The sequence below is a fragment of the Methanobacterium sp. genome, assembly GCA_030017655.1.
GTDB lineage: Archaea > Methanobacteriota > Methanobacteria > Methanobacteriales > Methanobacteriaceae > Methanobacterium_D.
The window spans coordinates 28,588-49,767 of sequence record JASEIM010000015.1; the positions used below are offsets into that span (position 1 = coordinate 28,588).

Genomic DNA, 21,180 nt, shown 5'->3' on the forward strand with positions numbered 1-21,180 from the left:
ACATAATCAGACCACATGCAGGTTTTAATAATTTAAATAATTCAGGATATAATTTAATGTTGGAAAAAACAATTTTCAATTACTGTAGAAGATTACTGGAAAATTTATTTCAGAATTTCCATGAATCTGGCACCCTTTTCATTGATTGAATATTTGTCACCGTGGCTTTCAATTAAATCGGAGTTTTCTAGCTCATGCAGGTATTGATTAATTGTTAACCTTGAATAACGGCCTTTAATACCTTTTTGACTCTTACTTAAATGATTTACCACATCATCAGGGTTAGAATCATCATTTACACTTAAATATTCCATTATTTTCTTCTTTGTGGGTGTGAAAGCGTGGGCAGTACTCACTGGAACGGATATTAATTTACCCTCATCAATAACGTAGAAAGGAACTGTTTTTTGAACCTGAGTAAGGTAATAGGTCACATAGATGTCCAGTTCATTTTTACCGGCAATAAAACACGGCTCAACAGAAGCATCAAAGGCACATTTAATGTCCTGTAAAATATCAAAAAAATCACCTTCCAGAAATTTGATGCTGTAATTTTCCTTTTCAACATTTACAAGGCCATATATATCTCCTTTAGTTAAAATTATCACATTTTCAGGTTTAACTTCCTTTTTTTCAAGGATATAATGAATATCTTCGGGGTCTTTAATTGTGGTTATAACATCGGGCATGGGGCACCTCCAGTATCATTATATATTCATGAAATGTAATAAATTTGTATGTTAAATTATGATTTACAAATTAAAATTCAAATAATTCAAGAATTTTATGAATAATACTTTATAGGAAGATAGGAAATTAATTCATAAGGATAATTCGGGTGATTTAATGGATATATCTGAGATGTTTTCTGATTCATATATTTCATATCCTTTTTCCAACTTCAATAGAATTGTCATATTGGGAATTTTATTTTGTACTGGTGTATTTTTGATTATACCGGCTATATTTGCAGGCGGATATCTTTTCAGGATTATTGAAAACACAATAAAAGGGGATTATGAGTTACCTCCATTTCAAAACTGGAAAAAAATGTTTTTCGATGGCCTAAAAGTCGCTGTAGTTATTATATTCTACGCTTTGCCTGGATTAGTCACTGAATTTCTATTAATTCTGTTTATAAAAAGTAATTCTCCATCAATTTTTAATATTTGGATCAGTATTGGACTTCTGGCAATATCGCTATTATTCTACATTCTAGCTTACATCTTAAGCATCACAGCAATGCCCCGTATGGCTTGTAAAGGCCAATTAAAAGCTGCTTTAGAAGTTAAAAAAGTAATTGAAGACATTAAAATCATTGGTATAAAAAAATATGCCCTTTCTTTAGCGGGGTTTACAATAATGGCCGTTTATTTAACGTTATTTGCAGGCTACCTTCATGAATTATTTTATTATATAGGTACAATTACTTATCTTAATGTATATATCGCGGATTCTATTGCTAATTTAATGGTTTATCCTTTACTTATTGCATCTCAAGGTAGATTGATGGGACTAATCTATTTAGAAAGAGTTCAATCATCTAATTAACTATTTTTACTTTAAAAAGTAGCCATTTAATAGGCATATTAACTTATTTTAATATAATTTTCACCTTTTTGATTCTTCTAATGGAACTGCCCCAGATAAATAACCACCAAGTGCAATTATACTCAGAATTATTGGATATACTATTAGTCTTTCAGCTCCACCTTCACCTAATACCATAAATGGATTAGCCTCCTGCAGAAAGATCACAAGGAAAATATCCAAAAATGCAACTGTTCCAAGCACTGGGAGGACATATTTAAGCCATGATTCTTTTAAAATGGTGAAAGAGGCCAATATTGCCAGGCTTCCGAAGGTAAATGATGTCAGTGCAAAGATAACATGTGTATTTCCAGTATATCCTGGAAATATTCCAACTCCCATCGCTCCAATTCCAAGAATAGCTAATAATACTGGAAAAATTTTTTTCCCAAAGTGTTTATACACTAAATATGCAGCAATAAAGACTAATAGCCCAGCTATAAATGTGGTTGCATTAAAGATCGTTGCTGAAGGTTCTTGTATTGGTAGATCCGCAAGGGAGCTCAGAGTATATTGCCCTGTATTGTAACCAGGATAAAGAGCTTCAGCTACAGTTACCATTAACATGAATTGAATACCTGAAATAACCATTAATAATCCTGCTATTTTTTGGTGTGAGACATATTTCATGGTTATACCTCTATATTAACTAATTTTTTTATTTAATTAGATGTTAGAATTTACTTTTTCTGCGCCGATTTAATCCTTATTTTAATAGTTTGACATATTAAAGTTTTTTAAATTACTCATTATACATTATAAATCAAATTCAGAATTTAAAAAGTACATGAGCTTATAATCAATATAGAACAAGAGATCCCCTTATAATGAGGAAAATACCAAGAAGAAGCATTACCAGAGATAAAAGATCATTACCATATCTGCTCAGCCAGCTGTTTAAAGAAGATAAGGTTCCACCAGGGACTCTTGGTCTTATTAGATAAACTAAAAATGGAATTTCAATAAAAAGCAAGGCGATAATACCGAAAACAACAATTGTTGCAGTGGCTGTCCAGAATGTAGGGTTTGAAAGGCCAATAATAGTTCCTGCGCTAAAGATCAGCAGAGATGTGGTGAAACTGGCCAGTAGGATGATTATTCCAAAATAAAGGAACTTAATGAAAATGGAGAAGGTGTTATCCTCCCGCAGTCCCTTAATAAAACCAAAAAAACCGTCTTCACGAGGCTCTTCATTCACAAAAAGAATTTTAAAGGCGATAAGGATCAGAATTCCTCCCAGAAATACTTCTAAAAGAGCACCAGTATTGATGGGCCCAAGGATGGTTGCTGAAAGATTACTGCCTAAAAACATACCTGCAATGATTAGAAGTATGAAAAAGAGTATTGAGCCTAAGAAAAAGGATAACAATGGGAAACGGGGATTTCTCATTGGTGGAAAAATATCCAGCATGTTTGTAAAAAGCAAAGGACTTACAGCTGCGCCTAGGGCATATGGTAAAATACTTGCAAGGAGTGATGTAAATTCTGACATGATATCTGTGTTAATTTATGTCAAAAGATAATAATAAATTATTAGGTTTTAATACCATGAAAATATTCAAACCTTATAATAAATTATCCTAAATACTAATCAGACTTATCTTTCAGAAATTTTTAGCTTGAGGGATAGTCATGATTCAAAAAGAATTATATCAAAATTAAGATATTTAATTTAAAAATAGAAAAATCAGCTTTATTTAAAAATTCTTTTATTAACTAATTCCGTATCTCTTAGCCCCTACTCACAAATTCATTTCCCTTCAACAAAAAACGCCAGGGCTTATCCCTGTACTCCTCAGCATAATCAATATGAATCCTTTTTGTAGCTACAATCTCCTTATCATTATCTAAACCATTCTTGAAGGTAATAAATAGCTCATCTCTGCATAAATCAATCCCATTAAGCGAAGTGTCGATACCCATGGCATGGCAGAGTTTTGAAGGATTGTTCGTCTAATTCTTCAACTGCTTTTCTTTGAAAAATCTATTTTTCGGCGCCTGATCATTAAGTCTAAACCCTTAACAGGCTCCACAGCCCTGATAAGCATGGCTTGAGGCATGTTTTCTTTCTGGGTTACCACATTAATGCAGTAATTATAGCCGTGAAGTTGATAAATATAGGCAAATCCTCCGGTTTTATGGGGTGGGTCCATTCGCGGTGTATGACGACCTCCATAGGAATGGGCACCCTTATCTTCCGGGCCCATATAATCCTCTGTTTCAACAATTCTACCTTTAGTTGTTCCTTCTGGAGTTATATGGACTAAAACACAGCCTAAGAGTTCTCTGGCTACAACTAACGTATCTCTCTCGTAAAATAATCTTTCAAGTTTCATGGATATCATTCAACTTAAATTAATATATTCCCGATTTGATTCTAAATATGGAATCATATCTAATTTTAGAATTTTTCCTATTGTGTTTAAAGAAATTAACAAAATAATAAATGCAATGAATAAATAAATATAAAACAATGCAGAACAAATGGAAATTTAGATTTGGAGTTATTTCTTGTTTATTAGGCGTAAGCATACTCGTAACCAGTCTATTAACCAGAAGATTCATACCTGGTGGATTTGCTTTAATGGTTATAGGATTTATCTTAATATCAAATTCAAGAAAAAATAGGGATATTTAATATTTAAAAAGTTTATGTTATCTAATCTTTGAGAATTAAATTTCTTGACTTGTTTTAAATCTCATATAGATTTCTAAATGTAGAAATTCAATCAAGGGAATAAATAAAAAGAAGGCCTCAAAATTGAAAATTTTGAAATAAGTGGGATCTCTAAAAAACCGCGTTTTCTCAGTTTAATTCAATTATTTAGCAATATATCTATAGAAATTTGCTATATGATATTGATATACATAAGTTACGGAAAAATACTTAAATTAATAAACCTAATTTTTGTATTAAATTAAACTGAATAATTGTGCTGTTAACTCTTACAAGGTGGACTCAAAATGAACTTTCTGTATATTATTCTTGGAATGCTGATATTAATTGCTATATACCTTGTTTATGGTTACAACCGCCTTATTGGGATGCGAAATATGGTTGATACAGCCTATTCGAATATTGATACACTCTTACAAAAGCGGTTTGATCTTGTTCCCAACCTGGTCAGTACAGTTAAAGGGTATATGAAACACGAACGTGAACTCCTGGAAGAAATCACCAGGGCTCGGAGTGAATGGATGAATGCTTCAACCATACAGGAAAACGCAGGAGCAGATGATGTGGCATCAAAAACCCTGAAATCTATTTTTGCCATGGCGGAAAATTATCCTGACCTTAAGGCTAATCAGAATTTCTTACTGCTCCAGGAAGAACTGGTGGGTATAGAAAATAAGATAGCCTATGCCAGGCAACGCTATAACCGGACTGTGATGTCTTTAAATACGGCCATAGAACAGTTTCCTACTAATCTGATAGCCCAATTTTTCAGATTCGAAACCAGGGAATTTTTCGAAGTTGAATCAGATAAAGTACGCGAAGTTCCTCAAGTAAAAATGGATGAGGTAGAAGACTGATGGATCCTATTTATGAGAGCATCGCAGCCAATAAAAGATGGACATATTTTTTCTTCCTGCTTTACACCATTCTATTTGGGTTCATAGGTTATTTAATCGGAATATACATTGGTTCCCCTATTCTCGGCCTACTTATAGCTGTTATAATTTTAGTTATTATATTTCTGGTCAGTTACTACGGAGGCCAGAATGTGGTTACAACCATGGCCGGTGCACGGGAGGTGTCTAAACAGGAAGAACCTTATCTTTATAACACTGTAGATGCTTTGAGTATAGCCGCAGGCCTGCCAATGCCTAAGTTATACATAATTGAGACAAATGTGCCTAACGCTTTTGCTACTGGCCGTAATCCTGAAAATTCCAGTATCACCGTTACCAGAGGATTAATGAACCGACTTGATCGTCTGGAACTTGAAGGTGTAATCGCTCATGAGATGGCACATATAAAAAACTATGATGTCCTGCTGGCCACGGTAGCGGTTGTTCTTGCAGGAACCATTGTATTTTTAGCATATGTGGCTCGCTACTCAAGTTATGGGGGTTTATTCCGGGGTCGAGGTCGAGGCCAGGGGCAGATAGTTTTTTTAATCATCTTTCTGGTTTTAATTATATTGGCACCTCTTTTTGCACAGCTACTCAAATTCGCGATTTCAAGGCAACGTGAGTATCTTGCTGATGCTACTGGCGCTGATTTTACAGGATACCCGGAGGGATTGGCAAGCGCCCTTGAGAAAATCAGTTATATGCAGGAACCAAAAAGCAAAATTCAAAACGAAGCCCTAAATGGCCTATATATTATAAACCCGGCGCTTGGAGCTAAAAGATCTAATAGGGGGAGTACATTTTTTTCCACTCACCCTTCAACAGAAGAACGTGTCAGGCGGCTACGTGAAATGTAATCTATAGTTCATTTTTACCATATCCCCACGCCATGCAGCTATTTTTACAGCTAAAGATATTGAAATATGAAAATATCGATTATATTCAGTTAAATCAGAATTTTTCATTAAATCAAATGATAACCATACAGCAGGTTACAATGCGACCTATTAAAATATTAAATTTCCGATAAATAAGTTTATTTTAGTGAATAAAATCTATAAATGCATCAAGAAAATTTCCTTAGAAACTCCTTGAAATTATAAAAATTATTTTTAATTAATAATGAAATGTAATCAAAACAAGTAGCCAATCTTTTTGGCATCACTATATAGAGCAACCTATCAGAATTTAGGATATTTGGTAAGAATCAAGTTTTTCACTTATATGGGTGTAAATTTCCTTTGTTACCCCAACATTCCTAATAAAATCGTTAGAATATCGTATATCCCCTCTTCTGGGATTGTCCTGTCTCATGACGTACATACAGATAGCGGTTATTATCATCAACGGGTCTATTTTTCTACCCTTCCCCCCACGATAGAGTTTTCTGAAATCAACTTTGCTTATTATTTCTTTCGCCCGGTCTTTTTGGCCTCCACCTACAGGCATCAGGACTTCATCTCCTTCCTCTCTTTTAGTTAAAACCAGGGTAGGGCTGTGGCCGGTCATCATAAAATTACTGGCTACTATGCTCAGCTGGGCCAGTTTTTCCTGCAGACGAAAGTCTTCCTCAGAAGTTTTTTCATGGTATGGCCTGTATTTTTCATATTTTTTTATTTTATTGGCCAGTCTCTCTATTTTTGCCTTTTCATCAAGAAAAATATGTTTTCTTTTTTTCATTTAAAGCCCTCTGGTGCTCTGTTTTTGTATACTTTTAGATCATTGATCTTATTAAAGGTTGCTAAGAGGTTAAATTGATAAAATAATCCAATGCATGCATAAATTATTCATTAAATTTTATATTAAAAAATTAAAAAAATAAGTTATTTAGTATCTTACAGGAATTCCTCTTTCCTTTAAATATTTCTTTACAGTACTAATAGGGTACTCTTTATAATGAAAAATACTTGCAGCTAATGCAGCATCAGCTTTACCATTTCTAAATGCTTCATAAATATGTTGAGGATTGCCTCCTCCGCCTGATGCAATTACAGGTATATTCACGGCATCTGTCACGGCTTTATTAAGATAATTGTCGTAGCCGTCCTTGGTTCCGTCACGATCCATTGATGTGAGGAGAATTTCACCAGCCCCACGCTCTTCACATTCTATTGCCCAGGCTATAGCGTCTATTCCAGTAAATTCACGTCCACCGTATATGCTGCAGTCAAACCAGCAGTAACCCTTATCCGTTTCGACTATGAACTTATCATCATTTTCTTTAGGGTTTTCAATATACCGGCGCTTGGCATCAATTCCAATTACACATGCCTGAGAGCCGACGACTTTTGATGCTTGGTTTATAAGGTCTGGATTGTGTATCGCGGCGGTGTTTGTAGAGCATTTATCTGCTCCGGCTTTAAGCATGTTTACATAGTCTTTGGGTTTTCTTATCCCCCCTCCCACACATATTGGAACGAATACATTCTCTGTGGTGGCTTTAATCACATCGGTCATGGTTTCCCGGCGTTCATGAGATGCAGTGATGTCTAAAAACACGATTTCGTCAGCCCCTTCTTCATAGTAACGTGTTGCAAGATCAACAGGCTCTCCAGCGTATCGAATTTGCTTAAATTCAACTCCTTTAACTACTCTGCCGTGGGGCACGTTTAAATCGCAGTCAAGACATGGTATAATCCGTTTTGCAAGCATTTTAGTCCTCTGAGAATTAATAAATAAATTCATGTAAATATCTGATTAAACTAAATTTACATTTGACTATTTATGATTGTTCTATTAATTTATATATTTTAATTAATTCTTAATAAACTGAATTTTTAGTTTTAAGGTATGGGATAATTTTATTTTGGCTTATTTTTTTTAATATTTATTAATTTTCTGTGGATTTTCCCTTGATTTGTAATACTTATTGATTAAATGCTAATATTTATATTGATTAAAATCTAATACAGTTAATAATGCTTTTAGGATGCATAGAATTGATAAAACCGTCAATTTTACTTGGATTTAAAAAAATGAGGTGTTTTTATGGGAAATTTAAACAAAAATGAATTTTTCATTGTTCCTTTTTCAGATGTAACTAATTTTCATGGACATGTATGTCCTGGAACAGCCATAGGATATCGCGCGGCTGAAATTGCTATTAAAGAACTTAGTTCATCCAGAGCTATCGACGAGGAATTCCTAGCAATTGTGGAAAACGATAGCTGTAGTGTAGACGCGATACAGGTCTTAACAGGCTGTACTATGGGTAAAGGTAATTTAATATTCAAGGATCATGGAAAACATGTTTACACTTTTGTAAACAGAAACACAGGGAATTCTTTGCGTATTTCACTAACTAAAAGCATAGATGAAATGGATCCAGAATTTTCAAAAATCAGGAATAACGCGTTTTCTGGATCAGGTAGTAAAGAAGCTAAAATGGAATTTGAAAATCGTAAGGATGAATTATCTCAAAATATTCTTGATGGACCTGCAAATAAGCTTTTCAAGATAGAAAAAGTTGAGATTGAAATTCCTGAAGAAGCTCGTATATTCCAATCGGTTAAATGTGCTAAATGTGGTGAACTGGTTGCAGAACATAGAGCACGGGTAGAAAATAATAACTTTGTATGCATACCCTGTTTTAATGACTATTCAAGAGCATGAACATTATTACAAAAATTTATATAAAGAAGGTTATAGTTAATAATGTAAACTTTTTTCGTTTTAATCAAATATTTTAATGGGCCTGTAGTCTAGTCAGGATATGACGTGGGACTTCGGATCCCAAGGTCGGGGGTTCAAATCCCTCCAGGTCCGCTCAACCTTTTTGGAAAAAGTCCTCAAACACAGGGTGTTTTTGGGCGCCAAAAATCTTGATTTTTGAGCGGTTGATCAAAAACAAAATAAGGTACTCTAAATCTCGCTGTCACTCGAACGGAAGAAATCCAAAAAGAATTCCAGTTCGCTTATAAAAGAGAACTAATAAATTGTTTATTTTAATTCATTAAATGACTTATATTAAGGGTCCTGACAGCTTACTCAACATTTAAAAAATTTTTATTTGATAATCATTAATTACTTCTCCTTTCCATCCAATAAAAATAAACATAAATTACTTTTCAAAAATTATCTGGAGGTTTAGTATGCCAGAAAATGAGCAATCAACCCAAACTATAAGACCTGAAGAAGCTCTTAAAATGATTGAAGAACACAATGATGATTCCAACCTTGTCATTCTAGACGTAAGGCCTAAAGAAGAATTTGAAGAAGAACATGTTCCTGGAGCAATAAATCTGGATTATGAGGGACATGAATTCAAAAAGAAGGTCGAAAATATAGATAAAGAGAAGGATTATATTATTTATTGTAGGAGCGGCATAAGAGGAGAATATTTCATGGGAATAATGAAAGAACTGGGCTTTCCGCATGTTTACAATATTTTGGGTGGATTTGTAGGCTGGAAGGTTAGTAAACTTCCTCTTACAAAATAAAACACCAAAAAGGTAGTATTCGATAATAATTGAAAAATAATTTTCCTGACTAAAACTATATCATAGTTTATTTTTCCTTTGGTTGGATAAGATTTTTGGAAGTACAAGAGTTGCTAAAACTATTAATATTACTCCTACGTGCTACTTAAAGGCAAAACGAACTTTGATATCAAAAGGATTATTAATAGAAGTGGTAAAACACCATATAATAACCATGATTTAAGTTTAAGAGGTTTAGGATGGGTATATTTATCATATTCTAGATTTTCGTCATATGAATCTTCTCCTTGCATAATTTTGTCGTATTTTATGTACATATTTCTTTTTTCAATTTTAGAGCTATTTTTATATTGATAAAATAACATTCCAATTACCAGTAGAACAATAAGAATTAAAAATGGATTAATTTTATGAAAAACTATTTGGAGATATATTGCTCCCAATATTGGAAACGCTGCTGCAATTATAAACAAAATTAATTGATATTTATGTAGCTGTGAGTTTTTCCAGTATTCGTCTCTTCCAGAAATATATGGTACTTTTCGAGGACTATCAGAAATATAGTTAGAATCTTTGGAATATTCGAGTTCTCCACCACATTCACAAGTATCAGAGAAATCTTATGGATGTTCTCCAGGCTGGAGTTCGTAATATCCGCCACATTTTTTTGCGAATAAGATAACCCATGATTCACCAACTATTTTTGAATCTTTAAATTATAAATTTCTATTTTTTGGTGGCCCTAATTTAACTTGTCCGGTTATTATGCCAATTATAAAAACTATAAAAACAAATCCCCCAATAATATATAATTGTGGTATATCAGAAGGAAGATATCTTATAAGTAAATAGGGTACTATAATAAAAAATAAGATAATTAGAGGTAGTCCCTTTAAAAGTCGTTTGTAATCAGGAGCTTTAGGCCCTATTTCTTCTTTATATTGGAGTTTCCCTCCGCATTGGCACTCATCAAAGTCTTCAGGATGTTCCCCAAGGTTGGAGTTCGTAATATCCCCCGCATTTTTCACAGATCAAATAACCCATACTTTCACAGCACTGATATGTTCTTTTGAAGATATATTATTAATTAGTGATTATAAATATTATTATATGGCAAATAAAATGGATCAATTTGAACGCCTTGAGGCCCGAAACCGCAAAGAATGGAGGCAGTGGCTCCATGAGAACCATCAAACTTCTCCGGGGATATGGCTCGTGTATTATAAGAAAAATTCTAAAAAAACAGGAATTTCTTATGATGAAGCTGTTGAAGAGGCTTTAAGCTTTGGATGGATAGATAGTAGGGTCAATGCTCTTGATGAAGAGCGTTACATGCAGATTTTCACTCCAAGAAAGCCAGGGAGCATCTGGTCAAAATTAAACAAACAGAGAGTGGAAAAAATCATTAAAGAAGGAATAATAACACCTGCAGGGCTTGAAAAGATAGAGGTAGCTAAAAAGGATGGTTCATATTATTTTCTGGACGATATAGATAATCTGGTAATTCCATTGGATTTAAAGGATGCGCTGGATTCTAACAAAGCAGCTAAAAAAAATTTTGAAGTTTTCACTGATTCAGTTAAAAAACAGATCCTTTACTGGATAAAAACTGCTAAACGTGATACTACAAGAGAAAATAGAATTAAAAAAGTGGTTTCACTTGCTGCAGAAAATAAAAGCCCTTGGGGCTAAAGTTTAATTTTAGGAACCAAATTGTCTTCAACTAGCCAGTCTTCTTCTACAGCAATAGCTTCTTTGAATTCCCTTGGAAGAAGCGTTTTGTAAAGCGGATTATTAAAGAGCATCTGTACATTCCCATCAAGGATATAGGTTGCGCAGAAATCATCTTCTGCCCTCATGCCCCGTCCATATGCCTGAATTAGAGTCATAATAGTTTTATAAGCATACCATTTAGGATCCATTCCTTTTCTTTTGTTTATCTGCTTGTCGCCCAGGTAAGGGAATGGTATTTTGTAAATTACCTGAAACTGGCATTTTTCGTAGGGCAGATCCACTCCTTCGCTCATTGATGGGCTTACAAGCACCATTGGTTTATCAGTTTTTTCAAACTGCATCAACTTAAATTCTCTGTTAAGTGGAGTATGGCCCATTAAACGATTAGTTTTCAAATTGCCCATGATGTATTTCTGACATTTGTAATTATGTGTGTGGATCAATCCTTTTTCACGTTTATGGTGATCAATTATCTTTTTTAAGATGGGAAGAGTTTTAGGGGCAGTATATTTAATTGAACGCTTAGACATATTCCCTACAGGTTTTATATAGACAGGGCGCCTTGAAGCAGGGAAATTACTCCTTACTTTAAGTGAATATACTTCATTGTAGTCAATCCCAAGCCATTTACAGAATAATCGATGATCAAGGATCGTTGCGCTCATCAAAAGGCAGATATCAGCGTGCTTAAACAGCATGTCCTTGGCATATGAATTAACTTTTAACGGCTTAAAGGATACCCCTCCAGGTGTGGGATCCACAACCCAGTTTTCTGGATTATCTTCTAAATTATTTAAAAGCTCCCCTAATCTGAATCTGGTGCTTAAAATTCTATCTGCTTTGTTTTTAGGCAGATTTTTGGTATTAATTTCTTTGTAGGCATTGTACAGAATCTCCACGAAGATTATCCATTCTTCTGGATCTTCATAACTCAGCATCTGTGGGGGTATGGTTTTTTTAATGTCTTTTTCAAGCCGTTTATTAAGTATATTGACTTCCATTCGATTCATGAGCTTATTTTCAATATTATGGGCTTCATCAAGCACCATGAAAGTCCTTTTTGGAAAATGACGCACATAGTTAAGTTCAAGGAGCGCATAATCATAATTCATGAGGGTTATATCGCTGTTTATGGCGTCAGCTTTCTGTTCCCAGTAATTACATTTATCAAGGGATTTGAAGTAGTAGGGAAACCCTCCACTATCCTCGAATGCAAAATGAGTTTGATCAGCTTCTTTTTTTGTAATTCCAAATTCACAGGAAAATTTTCGTGACTGTGGTGTTGTCTGACATACTCCTGTATCACAGCTCGCCTCTAAATTTGCAGATTTGCATGAGAAATTGCCCCGGCCCTTTACCAGGTTATAACAGAATTCATTGGCGTACTGTGACTGAAGCTGTTTTGTCATTGTAAGGATATATGCAGGCTCATAAATTCTTGCAAGGGTTGTTGCTATTGCTGATTTTCCAGTACCGGTTCCTGCTTCGAGTACTATGTATTTAAACCCATCGTCTACTGCATTTTTAATTTTTGATATTATTTCGAGCTGTCCTTCCCTCGGCTCTTTAAATGGGAAATTTTCAATTATAGAGCTGTCCATACGTGGATTCTCATCTTTAAGCTTTTTAATCAGGTCTTTTGAGATTCCTGTAGCTCTGTTATTATTTTTTCTGTTGTTTGATGAGCATATACATCGCTGTTTGATCATATTGCATTCACTGCAAAAAAAGCCATTATCCATAATCATTTATATTTATGATAATGCTATAAATAGATAAACTTGGAGAAAATTATATTCGTTATGTTGTTATTACTAAATTACTCAATTATAAAGTATTAAAATTAAAATATTTAAAATATTTGAGGTTTAATTTATGAAAAAAGGTAAGTTTACAGGAATTGGTGTGGGTCCGGGAGATCCCGATCTTCTAACAGTTAAGGCGGTTAAAGCTTTAAATAATATTGATGTGATATGTGCACCAAAATCTGCTCAATCAAAGCCAAGCCTGGCGTTATCAATCGTACAGAATGTTATAGATAGGCGAGATGATGATTATAGTATTTTAGAACCGCTTTTTCCAATGATAGAGGATAAAAATGAACTTCAGGAATACTGGAAAGAGGCTGCTGAACTGATAATCGAAAAATTGGATGCTGGATTGGATGTAGCTTTCATAACCCTTGGAGATCCTGCTGTCTACAGTACATTTTCATATGTCTTCAAACGGATAAATAATTTGGGCTATGAAACAGAAATAATACCTGGAATTACGTCGTTTACAGGATGTTCTGCAGCAGCGAAGATTTCTCTTGCTGAAAAAGACGAAATTATTGTTATAGTTCCTAAAGTTGATGAAAGACTGCCTCAGATTCTTGAACATGGGGATACTTTCGTGATAATGAAAACATCAAGGCATTCTGACAGGCTTAAAGAAATTATAAATGCTGATAAAAGGGATAAGGAGATAATATCGGTACAAAACTGTAGTATGGATGATGAAATTGTTAAAGACGGTTTTATTGAGGATAAAAAATATCTTTCTACCACCATTGTTAAATTTAAAAAGTAGAATATCTGATTATAATTTGTTAATGGCAAAACAGCAGTAGTTATCCCCCATTGCATAACATTTTGTCTCTTTTACAGTTTGTTCATCCTTAAAATGTGCTGAAAATAATGATTTTAGTATTCCTGCATCAAATGCACATGCTGGAGCTCCAAGAACGGGTAAACCGCGGCACTCATAACAATCATAAACGTTAATTATCAATGGATCAATGCTTTTTACATCTACACGACCTAAATGATGAGTTTCCCAGAATTCAGCAATGTTTTCGAGGAATTTGTTTATATCACTATTTTTAACTCTTTCATAAAGTGCATCGCCAACTTTAAGTCCTGCTTCATGAAGTATTGGATCAATGTTAATTCCCTGGCTCATTAAAGCTACCCTTATAGTTTTAAACATTAGACGGAAAAATTCAAATGGATCTCCGTCGCTGGAGATGTAGCTGGCAACATAACTTTCTATGTCCTCTTCTAAACGTTTGTCATGGGATAATTCCCCTAAATATTCTGAGTTTATGAAAAATATCTTTTTGCGGGCGTCTTCAGGGTCAGGTTTGGAGTCTATTATTCCTTCGTCAACAAGTTTCTTTAAATGTACGGATACTGTTGATTTGGCTTTGCCAGATAATGCCACTATGTGATCAAAGCTTAATTCATTCTTTCTGAGCATTGATAATATTTTAACTCTTACTGGGCTGTCAATAGCGTATACACCCTTTGATGTGGCGAATAATTCTATTTTTTTATCTTTTTTTGAGCTTTTTTCGCCCGAATTCATGATTTTTGCTCCATTTAAAAGTATTTTTTTGTTCGTATCCTATTGATTAATTATGATCATAGTAACTTATAAATACTATTGTTCGCATATAACAAAACATTCGAGTATACCCGAACAAAAATTTGAAATAAACGAACGAATATAAATAAATTAAGAAAAAAGTGGGTGATAATATGAGTGAAAAATTGGATATGTTCTGCTACCAGTGTTCTCAAACAGCAAGAGGAACTGGCTGTACAGTAAGAGGAGTATGTGGAAAGCAACCAACAGTTGCAAGACTTCAGGACAACCTTCTATTTGCAATTAAAGGTATATCTGCTTACCTTTACCATGCAAGAGAACTTGGATTCACTGATCCTGAAATAGACGGATTTTTGGAGAAGGGATTTTATTCAACACTTACCAATGTAAACCAGGATGCAGGGGAATTCGTTAAACTGGCTCTTGAAGCCGGTGAAATGAACATAAAAACCATGGAGCTTCTTAAAAAAGCCCATATAGAAACTTACGGGGAACCTGAACCGACACCTGTAGAAACTGGAACTAAAAAAGGTCATGGAATTGTTGCAACAGGACACAGCCTAAAAGCATTATATGAATTACTTAAACAAACTGAAGGAACAGGAATAAATGTTTATACCCATTCAGAGCTTCTTCCAGCCCACGGGTATCCTGAATTTAAAAAATTTGACCATCTTGTAGGTCAGCTTGGAGGACCATGGTTTGATCAAAGAACAACATTTTCAAAGTATCCTGTTGCTATTCTTGGAACATCAAATTGTGTTTTAATACCAACAGATGCTTACAAAGATAGGATATTTACTTCAGGAGTTGCGCAGCTACCTGGAGTGCAGCATATCGACAATTATGACTTTACACCAGTAATTGAGAAGGCAAAATCATTACCTGAACTTGAGGAGGAACCGGGAGAAAAAGTATTTACAACAGGATTTGGCGCATCAACAGTTCTATCACTTGCACCAAAAATAAAAGAACTTGTTGAAACTGGAAAAATAAGAAGATTCTTTGTGGTTGGCGGATGTGACTCACCATTACCTAAAACAAGCTATTACACGGAATTTGTTAAGAATTTACCTGAAGATACTGTTGTATTGACCCTTGCATGTGGTAAATACAGGTTCAACGATCTTGTGCTCGGTGACATTGAAGGAATTCCTCGTTTAATAGATTTAGGGCAATGTAACGATGCCATAGTGGGGGTAGACATTGTTTCAGCGTTATCAGAACTTTTTGGTCTTGAAATTAACGATCTTCCCCTAACGTTTGTTTTAAGCTGGATGGAGCAGAAAGCCGCCGCAATTCTCTGGAGTCTCCTTTCGCTTGGAATAAAAGGAATTTATCTTGGCCCTATTCTGCCTGCATGGGTAAATGAAGATATTTTAAATGTTCTGATTGAAAATTACGATATAAAAGTGATCGGAGATCCAGAAGAAGATATTAAAAATATTTTGGGCTAAAATTTAATTTCTTTTTTTCTAATTTATTTTTTTACAGATTTAACCGGATTATTTTTCATGATTTTGTTTAATAATTTATTTTAATCTAAATTACATCTTATATTGATATTTTTTAATTCTAATAGGTATTCTTAGAGTTTTATTAATTTTTTACACTTGAAATGATTGACGGAAATCTTTATATACAATTAGTTCGTATACTATAGTACATTCGTAGGTACACGAACAATAAAGAAATTGGAGGATATTATGAAAGCAGAAGCAGCAAAAATTGCAGACGGTGTTTACTGGGTAGGGGTTTTAGACCATGATATAAGGAAATATCACGGCTACACTTTAAATGGGACAACATACAATGCTTATTTAGTTTTTGGAGAAAAAACAGCTTTAATTGATAACACCTATCCTGGAACATCATCTCAGATGTGGGGAAGAATTGAAGATGCATTTAAAAAAGAGAATAGGGACTTTAAAATTGATTTTATTATCCAGAACCATGTGGAAAAAGACCACAGCGGAGCATTATCAGAAATACATAAAAAGTTCCCTGATGCACCAATTTACTGCACTGAAATAGCAGTTAAAGGGCTTAAAAGGCATTACCCTGCCCTTGAAGGTGTTGAATTTAAAACAGTTAAGACTGGAGATACCCTTAACCTTGGAGGAAAAACACTGGCCTTCCTTGAAGCATTTCTTTTACACTGGCCAGACAGCATGTTCACATTGCTGATAGAGGATGGTATTCTATTCCCAAATGATGCATTTGGTCAGCACTTGTGCTTTACAGGACGATATGATACAGATATTTCAGAAGTTGCATTAATGGAGGGTGCGAAGAAGTTTTATGCCAATCTAATAACTCCTTTATCTAAATTAGTGCTTAAAAAGTTCCAGGAAGTGGAAAACCTTGGATTACTGGATAAAATTAAGATGATAGCTCCTTCACACGGGCAAATATGGACAGATCCCATGAGAATAATAAGTGCATATTCCAATTGGGCAACAGGACATTGTGAGGATAAAGTAACAGTGATATATGATACTATGCACGGTTCAACTCAAAAACTTGCCCATGCACTTGCAGAAGGCATAATGAGTGAAGGAATGAATGTTAAAATATACTATTTACATGAGGACGAGCGTAGCGAAATCGTTAAGGACATTTTAGACAGTAAGGCAATAGCACTCGGCGTTCCAACCATAAATGATGAGCCATATCCAAGTGTGGGTGATTTAATATTTTATCTGCGCGGACTAAGATTTGATAGAACTGGATTCAAGCGTCCGGCAGTAACTTTTGGCTCAATGGGTGGAAGGGGAGGATCACCTAAAAAACTCGCTGAAGAACTTAATAAATGTGGATTTGAAGTTATAGACGATTATGAAATTGTTTTCCTACCAGACGCAGATGAATTAAATCAGTGTTATGAAATGGGTAGAAAATTAGCCCAGAAGGTAAAATAAATCAAATTAATGGAGGAAATAATATGGATTTAATAAATGAACATGAAATAGGAGTTTGTAAAGGAACAGACCTGGAAGAACTGGTTCAGGCTAACTTCAATGGCGAATGCCAGGAAGTAGGAATGTATCTGGCAATGGCCAGACTTGCACAAAGAGAAGGATTGCCAGAGGTTGCAGAAGTCTTAAAAACAATTGCCTGGGAAGAAGCAGAACATGCATCCCAATTTGCAGAAATGAATGAGGTCATAAAGCCAACCTTAAAAGAAAACCTTGAAATGATGCTTGAAGGCGAAACAATGGCTAATAACGAGAAAAAAGCTGCAGCCAAAAAAGCAAAAGAATGTGATATTGACCCTGCCCATGATTTCTTTGATGAAAGTTCAAGGGATGAAGCAAGACACGCCAGGATGTTAAAAGGAATTTTAGAAAGATACTTTTAAGATGTATAAAACCTACCGCCTCCAATATACATCTTAATTTTATTTTTTAAAACATTTGGCTTTGAATTATTGAAAATATGATATTTTTAAGGAAAAGCCGTTTTTTTCCTTTCAAAAAAAAACCTATGCCCTCTAGGAGGATATTTTTATCCTCCTTTATTATTTTTATTTAAATTGCTCAACTTATCGCAGGCATCTTCTGCAGCCAGAATAATAGGATCTATCACCATGGAAACTGGTGGAGCATAAGAAAACTCCATATTTGCCAGTTCTGAGCATGTCATTCCTTTTGCAATGACCAGTGACATGGTATCTATTCTTTCAGCCACCCTTTCTTCTGCAATTATCTGACAGCCGATAATTACTCCTTTAAGATTGCATATCATTTTTACGTCAATTCTTTTTGCCCCCGGATAATATCTGGCTTTGGTAAGGGCCCTGCTCTTCCCGGCTATTACGTCTATTCCATTGTTTAATGCCACTGCATTTGTTAGACCCACTGCTCCAAATTCAAGATCCCCCACTTTGGATACCATGGAGTTTAAAACGGGCTTAAATTCTGCTTTAATACCTGCAATATTTTTTGCAGCAATTTTACCCTGCCTTACAGCTGCAGTTCCCAGCGGAGATTGAGTATTATGCCCGGTTATGGCGTCATACACTTCTACACAGTCTCCAACAGCATAGATGTTTGGTATTGAGGTTTGCATTTTTTCATTGACCTGTATAGCCCACCTACCAAGGTTACATCCGGCCATTTTTGCCAGCTTTGTTTCTGGCCTTACTCCTGTGGCCATTATAACCATATCGGCGCCTATAGTTTTATCTTCCAGGACAACTCCGTTTACATGGGTTTCGCCGACAATTTTATCCATAGATTTCCCAAGAATAACGTTTATTCCTTTTTTTTCAATGTATTTTTGGACCAGGGCGGCCATATCAGGATCAAGAGATCTGGGGACAACTTGAGGAATCATTTCTATTATGGTGACATCCAGACCCATATTCAGAAGTCCATAAGCAATTTCCAGTCCAATTAACCCGGCACCTATGATTACTGCTTTTTTGCTTTTTTCAGCGTATTCTTTGATTTTTAAGCCATCTTTAATGGTTCTGATCTTAAAGACACCTTCAAGATCGGATCCTTCCACTGGGGGAATAAATGGAGCTCCTCCAGTTGCTATCACCAGATAATCATAGGATAACTCTTCTTCTGGTTCATCTATTTTGTCTATCAAGCTATATTTAATTTTGTTAGCAATGCTTGATACTTCCAGAACTTCTGCACGGGTTATAACTTTTATATCTTTTTCCAGATAATCTTCTGGCTCGTGCATTATAATATCTTCAAAACAATCCACTTCACCACACAAAACATAGGGTATTGCGCAGGGAGAGTATGCAATATGTTCATCTCGAGTTATAACTGTAATTTCCGCGTCTTTATCGTATTTTCTTATATTAGAGGCTGTGGTAAGCCCACCGGCACCTCCTCCTATTATAACAACTCTCATTTTATATTTTTCTCCATTGGATAAACCTATAGTTTTTATTTTTTAAAATTATGAATCATCAAATCATTTATATATTACTTCCAACTTCAATAATATATCGATATATTTGGATGTATAGAATTATACTTAAACTTTAAAGGTGCAGATAATGAACGAAAAAGAAATTAAAAAGTTTGTAAAGGGAAGATACTCAAAAATAGCATCTAAAAATGAAGAATCATGTTGTTCATGCTCTTGTGGCCCGAATCTAGTGATTGAACAGGCTAAATCAGCGGGTTATACAATGGAAGATCTAAGAAGTATACCAGAGGATGCAGTTTTTGGATTGGGCTGCGGAAATCCTACTGCGCTTGCAGAACTTAAAGAAGGAGAAATAGTATTGGATCTTGGATCAGGTGGGGGGATAGATGTTTTTCTGGCGGCAAATAAAGTTGGAAAAACTGGGAAAGTTATTGGAGTAGATATGACTGATGAAATGGTTGAAACCGCCACAAAGAATGCTAAAGAGGGTAAATATGAAAATGTAGAGTTTAAACTGGGTGAAATAGAGAATTTACCAATTGATGATAATTCAATTGATGTCATAATAAGCAACTGCGTCATCAATTTAACGCCTGATAAGTTATCCGCATATAAAGAAGCCTTCAGAGTTTTAAAGCCTGGGGGACGAATTTTAGTATCTGATATTGTAACTGAAGGAGAACTTCCAGAAGAGATTAGGCGCAGCTTTCAGGCATGGTCAGAATGTGTTGCAGGGGCACTTGAAAAACAGGAATATTTAGATACAATTAAAAAAGCAGGATTTGATGATGTAAAAATTGTTGAACAACATTATTTTACTGAACCAGGTATGGACGAGCGATTAATAGGTAAAATAACCAGTGTTCAAGTTAAAGCCAGTAAATAAGGAGGTAAATCTTATGGAAAATAATAAAAAAGGATGCTGTGAAGAAACAAAATACAGAGAAGAACCAGTTAAAGATAATTCAAACATTAAGGAAGATGAATGTGGATGTGAAGAAGAAGCACTTGCTAAGCCAGAAAATGAACCTTGTTGTGGATCTGATGATACAAGAGATAACGTAGAAGAAGAAGCTACTGGATGTGGTTGTGGTTGCGGAGCTTCAGAGTACGTGGATGTGGATCAATCGACTATAGCTAATCCAGATAGGCCGAAATTCATAGTTGATGATGATTTCCTCGAGGAATTTGAGAAATATGCTCATTCAATAGGTATTAAAGCTATAGGATACACGCAGGTCACTCCCGATGTACTGATTGCGGACAAATTTATTCAATATCCAAATACCATCGTACTTACCATGGAAATGGGTAAAGAACTCATTGAAGCTGCTCCTGGTCAAGAAACATTAGAAATGAATAATGCAGCCTATAAACAGTTAGGTAATTTGACTTACAAACTCTCTGATTATCTTAGAGAAAAGGGTTATGCAACAGAGGTAGCTCATCCATTTGGAAGTTTGGTAAACTTCACTCCACTCGCACAAAAAGCAGGAATGGGTTATATCGGGAAAAATGGTCTTCTAATAACACCAGAATCTGGTCCAGGACAGAAAATTTCAGCAATATTTGTCAG

General features: G+C 34.9%; 23 protein-coding genes, 1 tRNA gene and 1 pseudogene. 13 read left to right on the top strand and 12 right to left on the bottom strand.

Annotated features, from left to right (window positions below; genetic code table 11):
* Positions 1-104: 104 nt before the first annotated feature.
* On the bottom strand, positions 105-689 hold the full coding sequence (locus QMD61_07725; protein ID MDI6724521.1) for a hypothetical protein: 585 nt from the start codon (positions 687-689) through the stop codon (positions 105-107).
* A gap of 157 nt (positions 690-846) precedes the next feature.
* Here QMD61_07725 and QMD61_07730 point away from each other — a divergent pair, with 157 nt between their 5' ends.
* On the top strand, positions 847-1,551 hold the full coding sequence (locus tag QMD61_07730) for a DUF4013 domain-containing protein (GenBank protein ID MDI6724522.1): 705 nt from the start codon (positions 847-849) through the stop codon (positions 1,549-1,551).
* A gap of 60 nt (positions 1,552-1,611) precedes the next feature.
* Here QMD61_07730 and QMD61_07735 read toward each other — a convergent pair whose 3' ends face one another.
* From QMD61_07735 to QMD61_07750, 4 genes and pseudogenes are all read right to left on the bottom strand, one after another.
* Complete coding sequence (locus QMD61_07735; GenBank protein MDI6724523.1) at positions 1,612-2,220, bottom strand: DUF998 domain-containing protein; 609 nt, start codon at positions 2,218-2,220, stop codon at positions 1,612-1,614.
* Positions 2,221-2,389: 169 nt separating this feature from the next.
* Entirely contained in the window at positions 2,390-3,082 is a 693-nt protein-coding gene (locus QMD61_07740; GenBank protein ID MDI6724524.1) for a GAP family protein, read from the bottom strand.
* 239 nt (positions 3,083-3,321) lie between these two features.
* Positions 3,322-3,522: pseudogene (locus tag QMD61_07745) on the bottom strand (DNA-3-methyladenine glycosylase).
* A 29-nt stretch (positions 3,523-3,551) separates the two neighbouring features.
* Entirely contained in the window at positions 3,552-3,926 is a 375-nt protein-coding gene (locus QMD61_07750; GenBank protein MDI6724525.1) for a DNA-3-methyladenine glycosylase, read from the bottom strand.
* Positions 3,927-4,554: 628 nt separating this feature from the next.
* Between QMD61_07750 and QMD61_07755 the strand changes: the two genes are divergently transcribed.
* Together QMD61_07755 and QMD61_07760 are read left to right on the top strand one after the other, a co-directional pair.
* Positions 4,555-5,124 (top strand): LemA family protein, encoded by a 570-nt coding sequence (locus QMD61_07755; GenBank protein ID MDI6724526.1) that lies wholly within the window; start codon positions 4,555-4,557, stop codon positions 5,122-5,124.
* Entirely contained in the window at positions 5,124-6,023 is a 900-nt protein-coding gene (locus QMD61_07760; GenBank protein ID MDI6724527.1) for a M48 family metallopeptidase, read from the top strand. The genes QMD61_07755 and QMD61_07760 overlap by 1 nt, the downstream gene beginning before the upstream one ends.
* A gap of 331 nt (positions 6,024-6,354) precedes the next feature.
* Here the strand turns inward: QMD61_07760 and QMD61_07765 are convergent, their stop codons facing one another.
* Together QMD61_07765 and hisF are read right to left on the bottom strand one after the other, a co-directional pair.
* Complete coding sequence (locus QMD61_07765; GenBank protein ID MDI6724528.1) at positions 6,355-6,846, bottom strand: hypothetical protein; 492 nt, start codon at positions 6,844-6,846, stop codon at positions 6,355-6,357.
* Positions 6,847-6,993: 147 nt separating this feature from the next.
* Positions 6,994-7,818 carry an imidazole glycerol phosphate synthase subunit HisF gene (gene hisF / locus QMD61_07770; GenBank protein ID MDI6724529.1) on the bottom strand — a complete coding sequence of 275 codons (825 nt, stop codon included), beginning with the start codon at positions 7,816-7,818 and terminating at the stop codon, positions 6,994-6,996.
* Between the two features lie 336 nt (positions 7,819-8,154).
* On the opposite strand from hisF, the gene QMD61_07775 reads away from it, so the two are divergent.
* From QMD61_07775 to QMD61_07785, 3 genes are all read left to right on the top strand, one after another.
* Complete coding sequence (locus QMD61_07775; GenBank protein MDI6724530.1) at positions 8,155-8,778, top strand: FmdE family protein; 624 nt, start codon at positions 8,155-8,157, stop codon at positions 8,776-8,778.
* 78 nt (positions 8,779-8,856) lie between these two features.
* Positions 8,857-8,931: transfer RNA gene (locus QMD61_07780), tRNA-Arg, on the top strand.
* Between the two features lie 326 nt (positions 8,932-9,257).
* The gene (locus QMD61_07785) at positions 9,258-9,605 is read left to right on the top strand and encodes a rhodanese-like domain-containing protein (protein ID MDI6724531.1); all 348 of its coding nucleotides are present in this window, start codon (positions 9,258-9,260) and stop codon (positions 9,603-9,605) included.
* Between the two features lie 134 nt (positions 9,606-9,739).
* Here the strand turns inward: QMD61_07785 and QMD61_07790 are convergent, their stop codons facing one another.
* The gene (locus QMD61_07790; GenBank protein ID MDI6724532.1) at positions 9,740-9,970 is read right to left on the bottom strand and encodes a hypothetical protein; all 231 of its coding nucleotides are present in this window, start codon (positions 9,968-9,970) and stop codon (positions 9,740-9,742) included.
* Positions 9,971-10,321: 351 nt separating this feature from the next.
* Positions 10,322-10,633 (bottom strand): hypothetical protein, encoded by a 312-nt coding sequence (locus QMD61_07795; protein MDI6724533.1) that lies wholly within the window; start codon positions 10,631-10,633, stop codon positions 10,322-10,324.
* Between the two features lie 94 nt (positions 10,634-10,727).
* Between QMD61_07795 and QMD61_07800 the strand changes: the two genes are divergently transcribed.
* Positions 10,728-11,297, top strand: a complete 570-nt coding sequence (locus QMD61_07800) for a YdeI/OmpD-associated family protein (protein MDI6724534.1) — start codon at positions 10,728-10,730, stop codon at positions 11,295-11,297.
* Here the strand turns inward: QMD61_07800 and QMD61_07805 are convergent.
* Positions 11,294-13,081 (bottom strand): ATP-dependent DNA helicase, encoded by a 1,788-nt coding sequence (locus QMD61_07805; GenBank protein ID MDI6724535.1) that lies wholly within the window; start codon positions 13,079-13,081, stop codon positions 11,294-11,296. The genes QMD61_07800 and QMD61_07805 overlap by 4 nt on opposite strands.
* Before the next feature lie 133 nt (positions 13,082-13,214).
* On the opposite strand from QMD61_07805, the gene cobI reads away from it, so the two are divergent.
* The gene (cobI, locus tag QMD61_07810; GenBank protein MDI6724536.1) at positions 13,215-13,910 is read left to right on the top strand and encodes a precorrin-2 C(20)-methyltransferase; all 696 of its coding nucleotides are present in this window, start codon (positions 13,215-13,217) and stop codon (positions 13,908-13,910) included.
* Positions 13,911-13,919: 9 nt separating this feature from the next.
* Here cobI and QMD61_07815 read toward each other — a convergent pair whose 3' ends face one another.
* Positions 13,920-14,687: an ArsR family transcriptional regulator gene (locus QMD61_07815; protein MDI6724537.1), complete on the bottom strand. Its 768-nt coding sequence runs from the start codon at positions 14,685-14,687 to the stop codon at positions 13,920-13,922.
* Between the two features lie 173 nt (positions 14,688-14,860).
* Here QMD61_07815 and hcp point away from each other — a divergent pair, with 173 nt between their 5' ends.
* The 3 genes from hcp (at position 14,861) to QMD61_07830 (ending at position 18,069) form a co-directional block, all read left to right on the top strand.
* A complete protein-coding gene (gene hcp / locus QMD61_07820; protein ID MDI6724538.1) occupies positions 14,861-16,165 on the top strand; it encodes a hydroxylamine reductase in 1,305 nt (434 codons plus the stop codon).
* Between the two features lie 249 nt (positions 16,166-16,414).
* Entirely contained in the window at positions 16,415-17,629 is a 1,215-nt protein-coding gene (locus QMD61_07825) for an FprA family A-type flavoprotein (protein MDI6724539.1), read from the top strand.
* Between the two features lie 23 nt (positions 17,630-17,652).
* Positions 17,653-18,069 carry a ferritin family protein gene (locus QMD61_07830; protein MDI6724540.1) on the top strand — a complete coding sequence of 139 codons (417 nt, stop codon included), beginning with the start codon at positions 17,653-17,655 and terminating at the stop codon, positions 18,067-18,069.
* Positions 18,070-18,215: 146 nt separating this feature from the next.
* Here QMD61_07830 and QMD61_07835 read toward each other — a convergent pair whose 3' ends face one another.
* Positions 18,216-19,583 (bottom strand): FAD-dependent oxidoreductase, encoded by a 1,368-nt coding sequence (locus tag QMD61_07835; protein ID MDI6724541.1) that lies wholly within the window; start codon positions 19,581-19,583, stop codon positions 18,216-18,218.
* A 148-nt stretch (positions 19,584-19,731) separates the two neighbouring features.
* On the opposite strand from QMD61_07835, the gene arsM reads away from it, so the two are divergent.
* Both arsM and QMD61_07845 read left to right on the top strand, forming a co-directional pair.
* A complete protein-coding gene (gene arsM / locus QMD61_07840; protein MDI6724542.1) occupies positions 19,732-20,490 on the top strand; it encodes an arsenite methyltransferase in 759 nt (252 codons plus the stop codon).
* A gap of 13 nt (positions 20,491-20,503) precedes the next feature.
* Positions 20,504-21,180 (top strand): hypothetical protein (locus QMD61_07845; GenBank protein MDI6724543.1); only part of this gene is annotated, 677 nt, incomplete at its 3' end.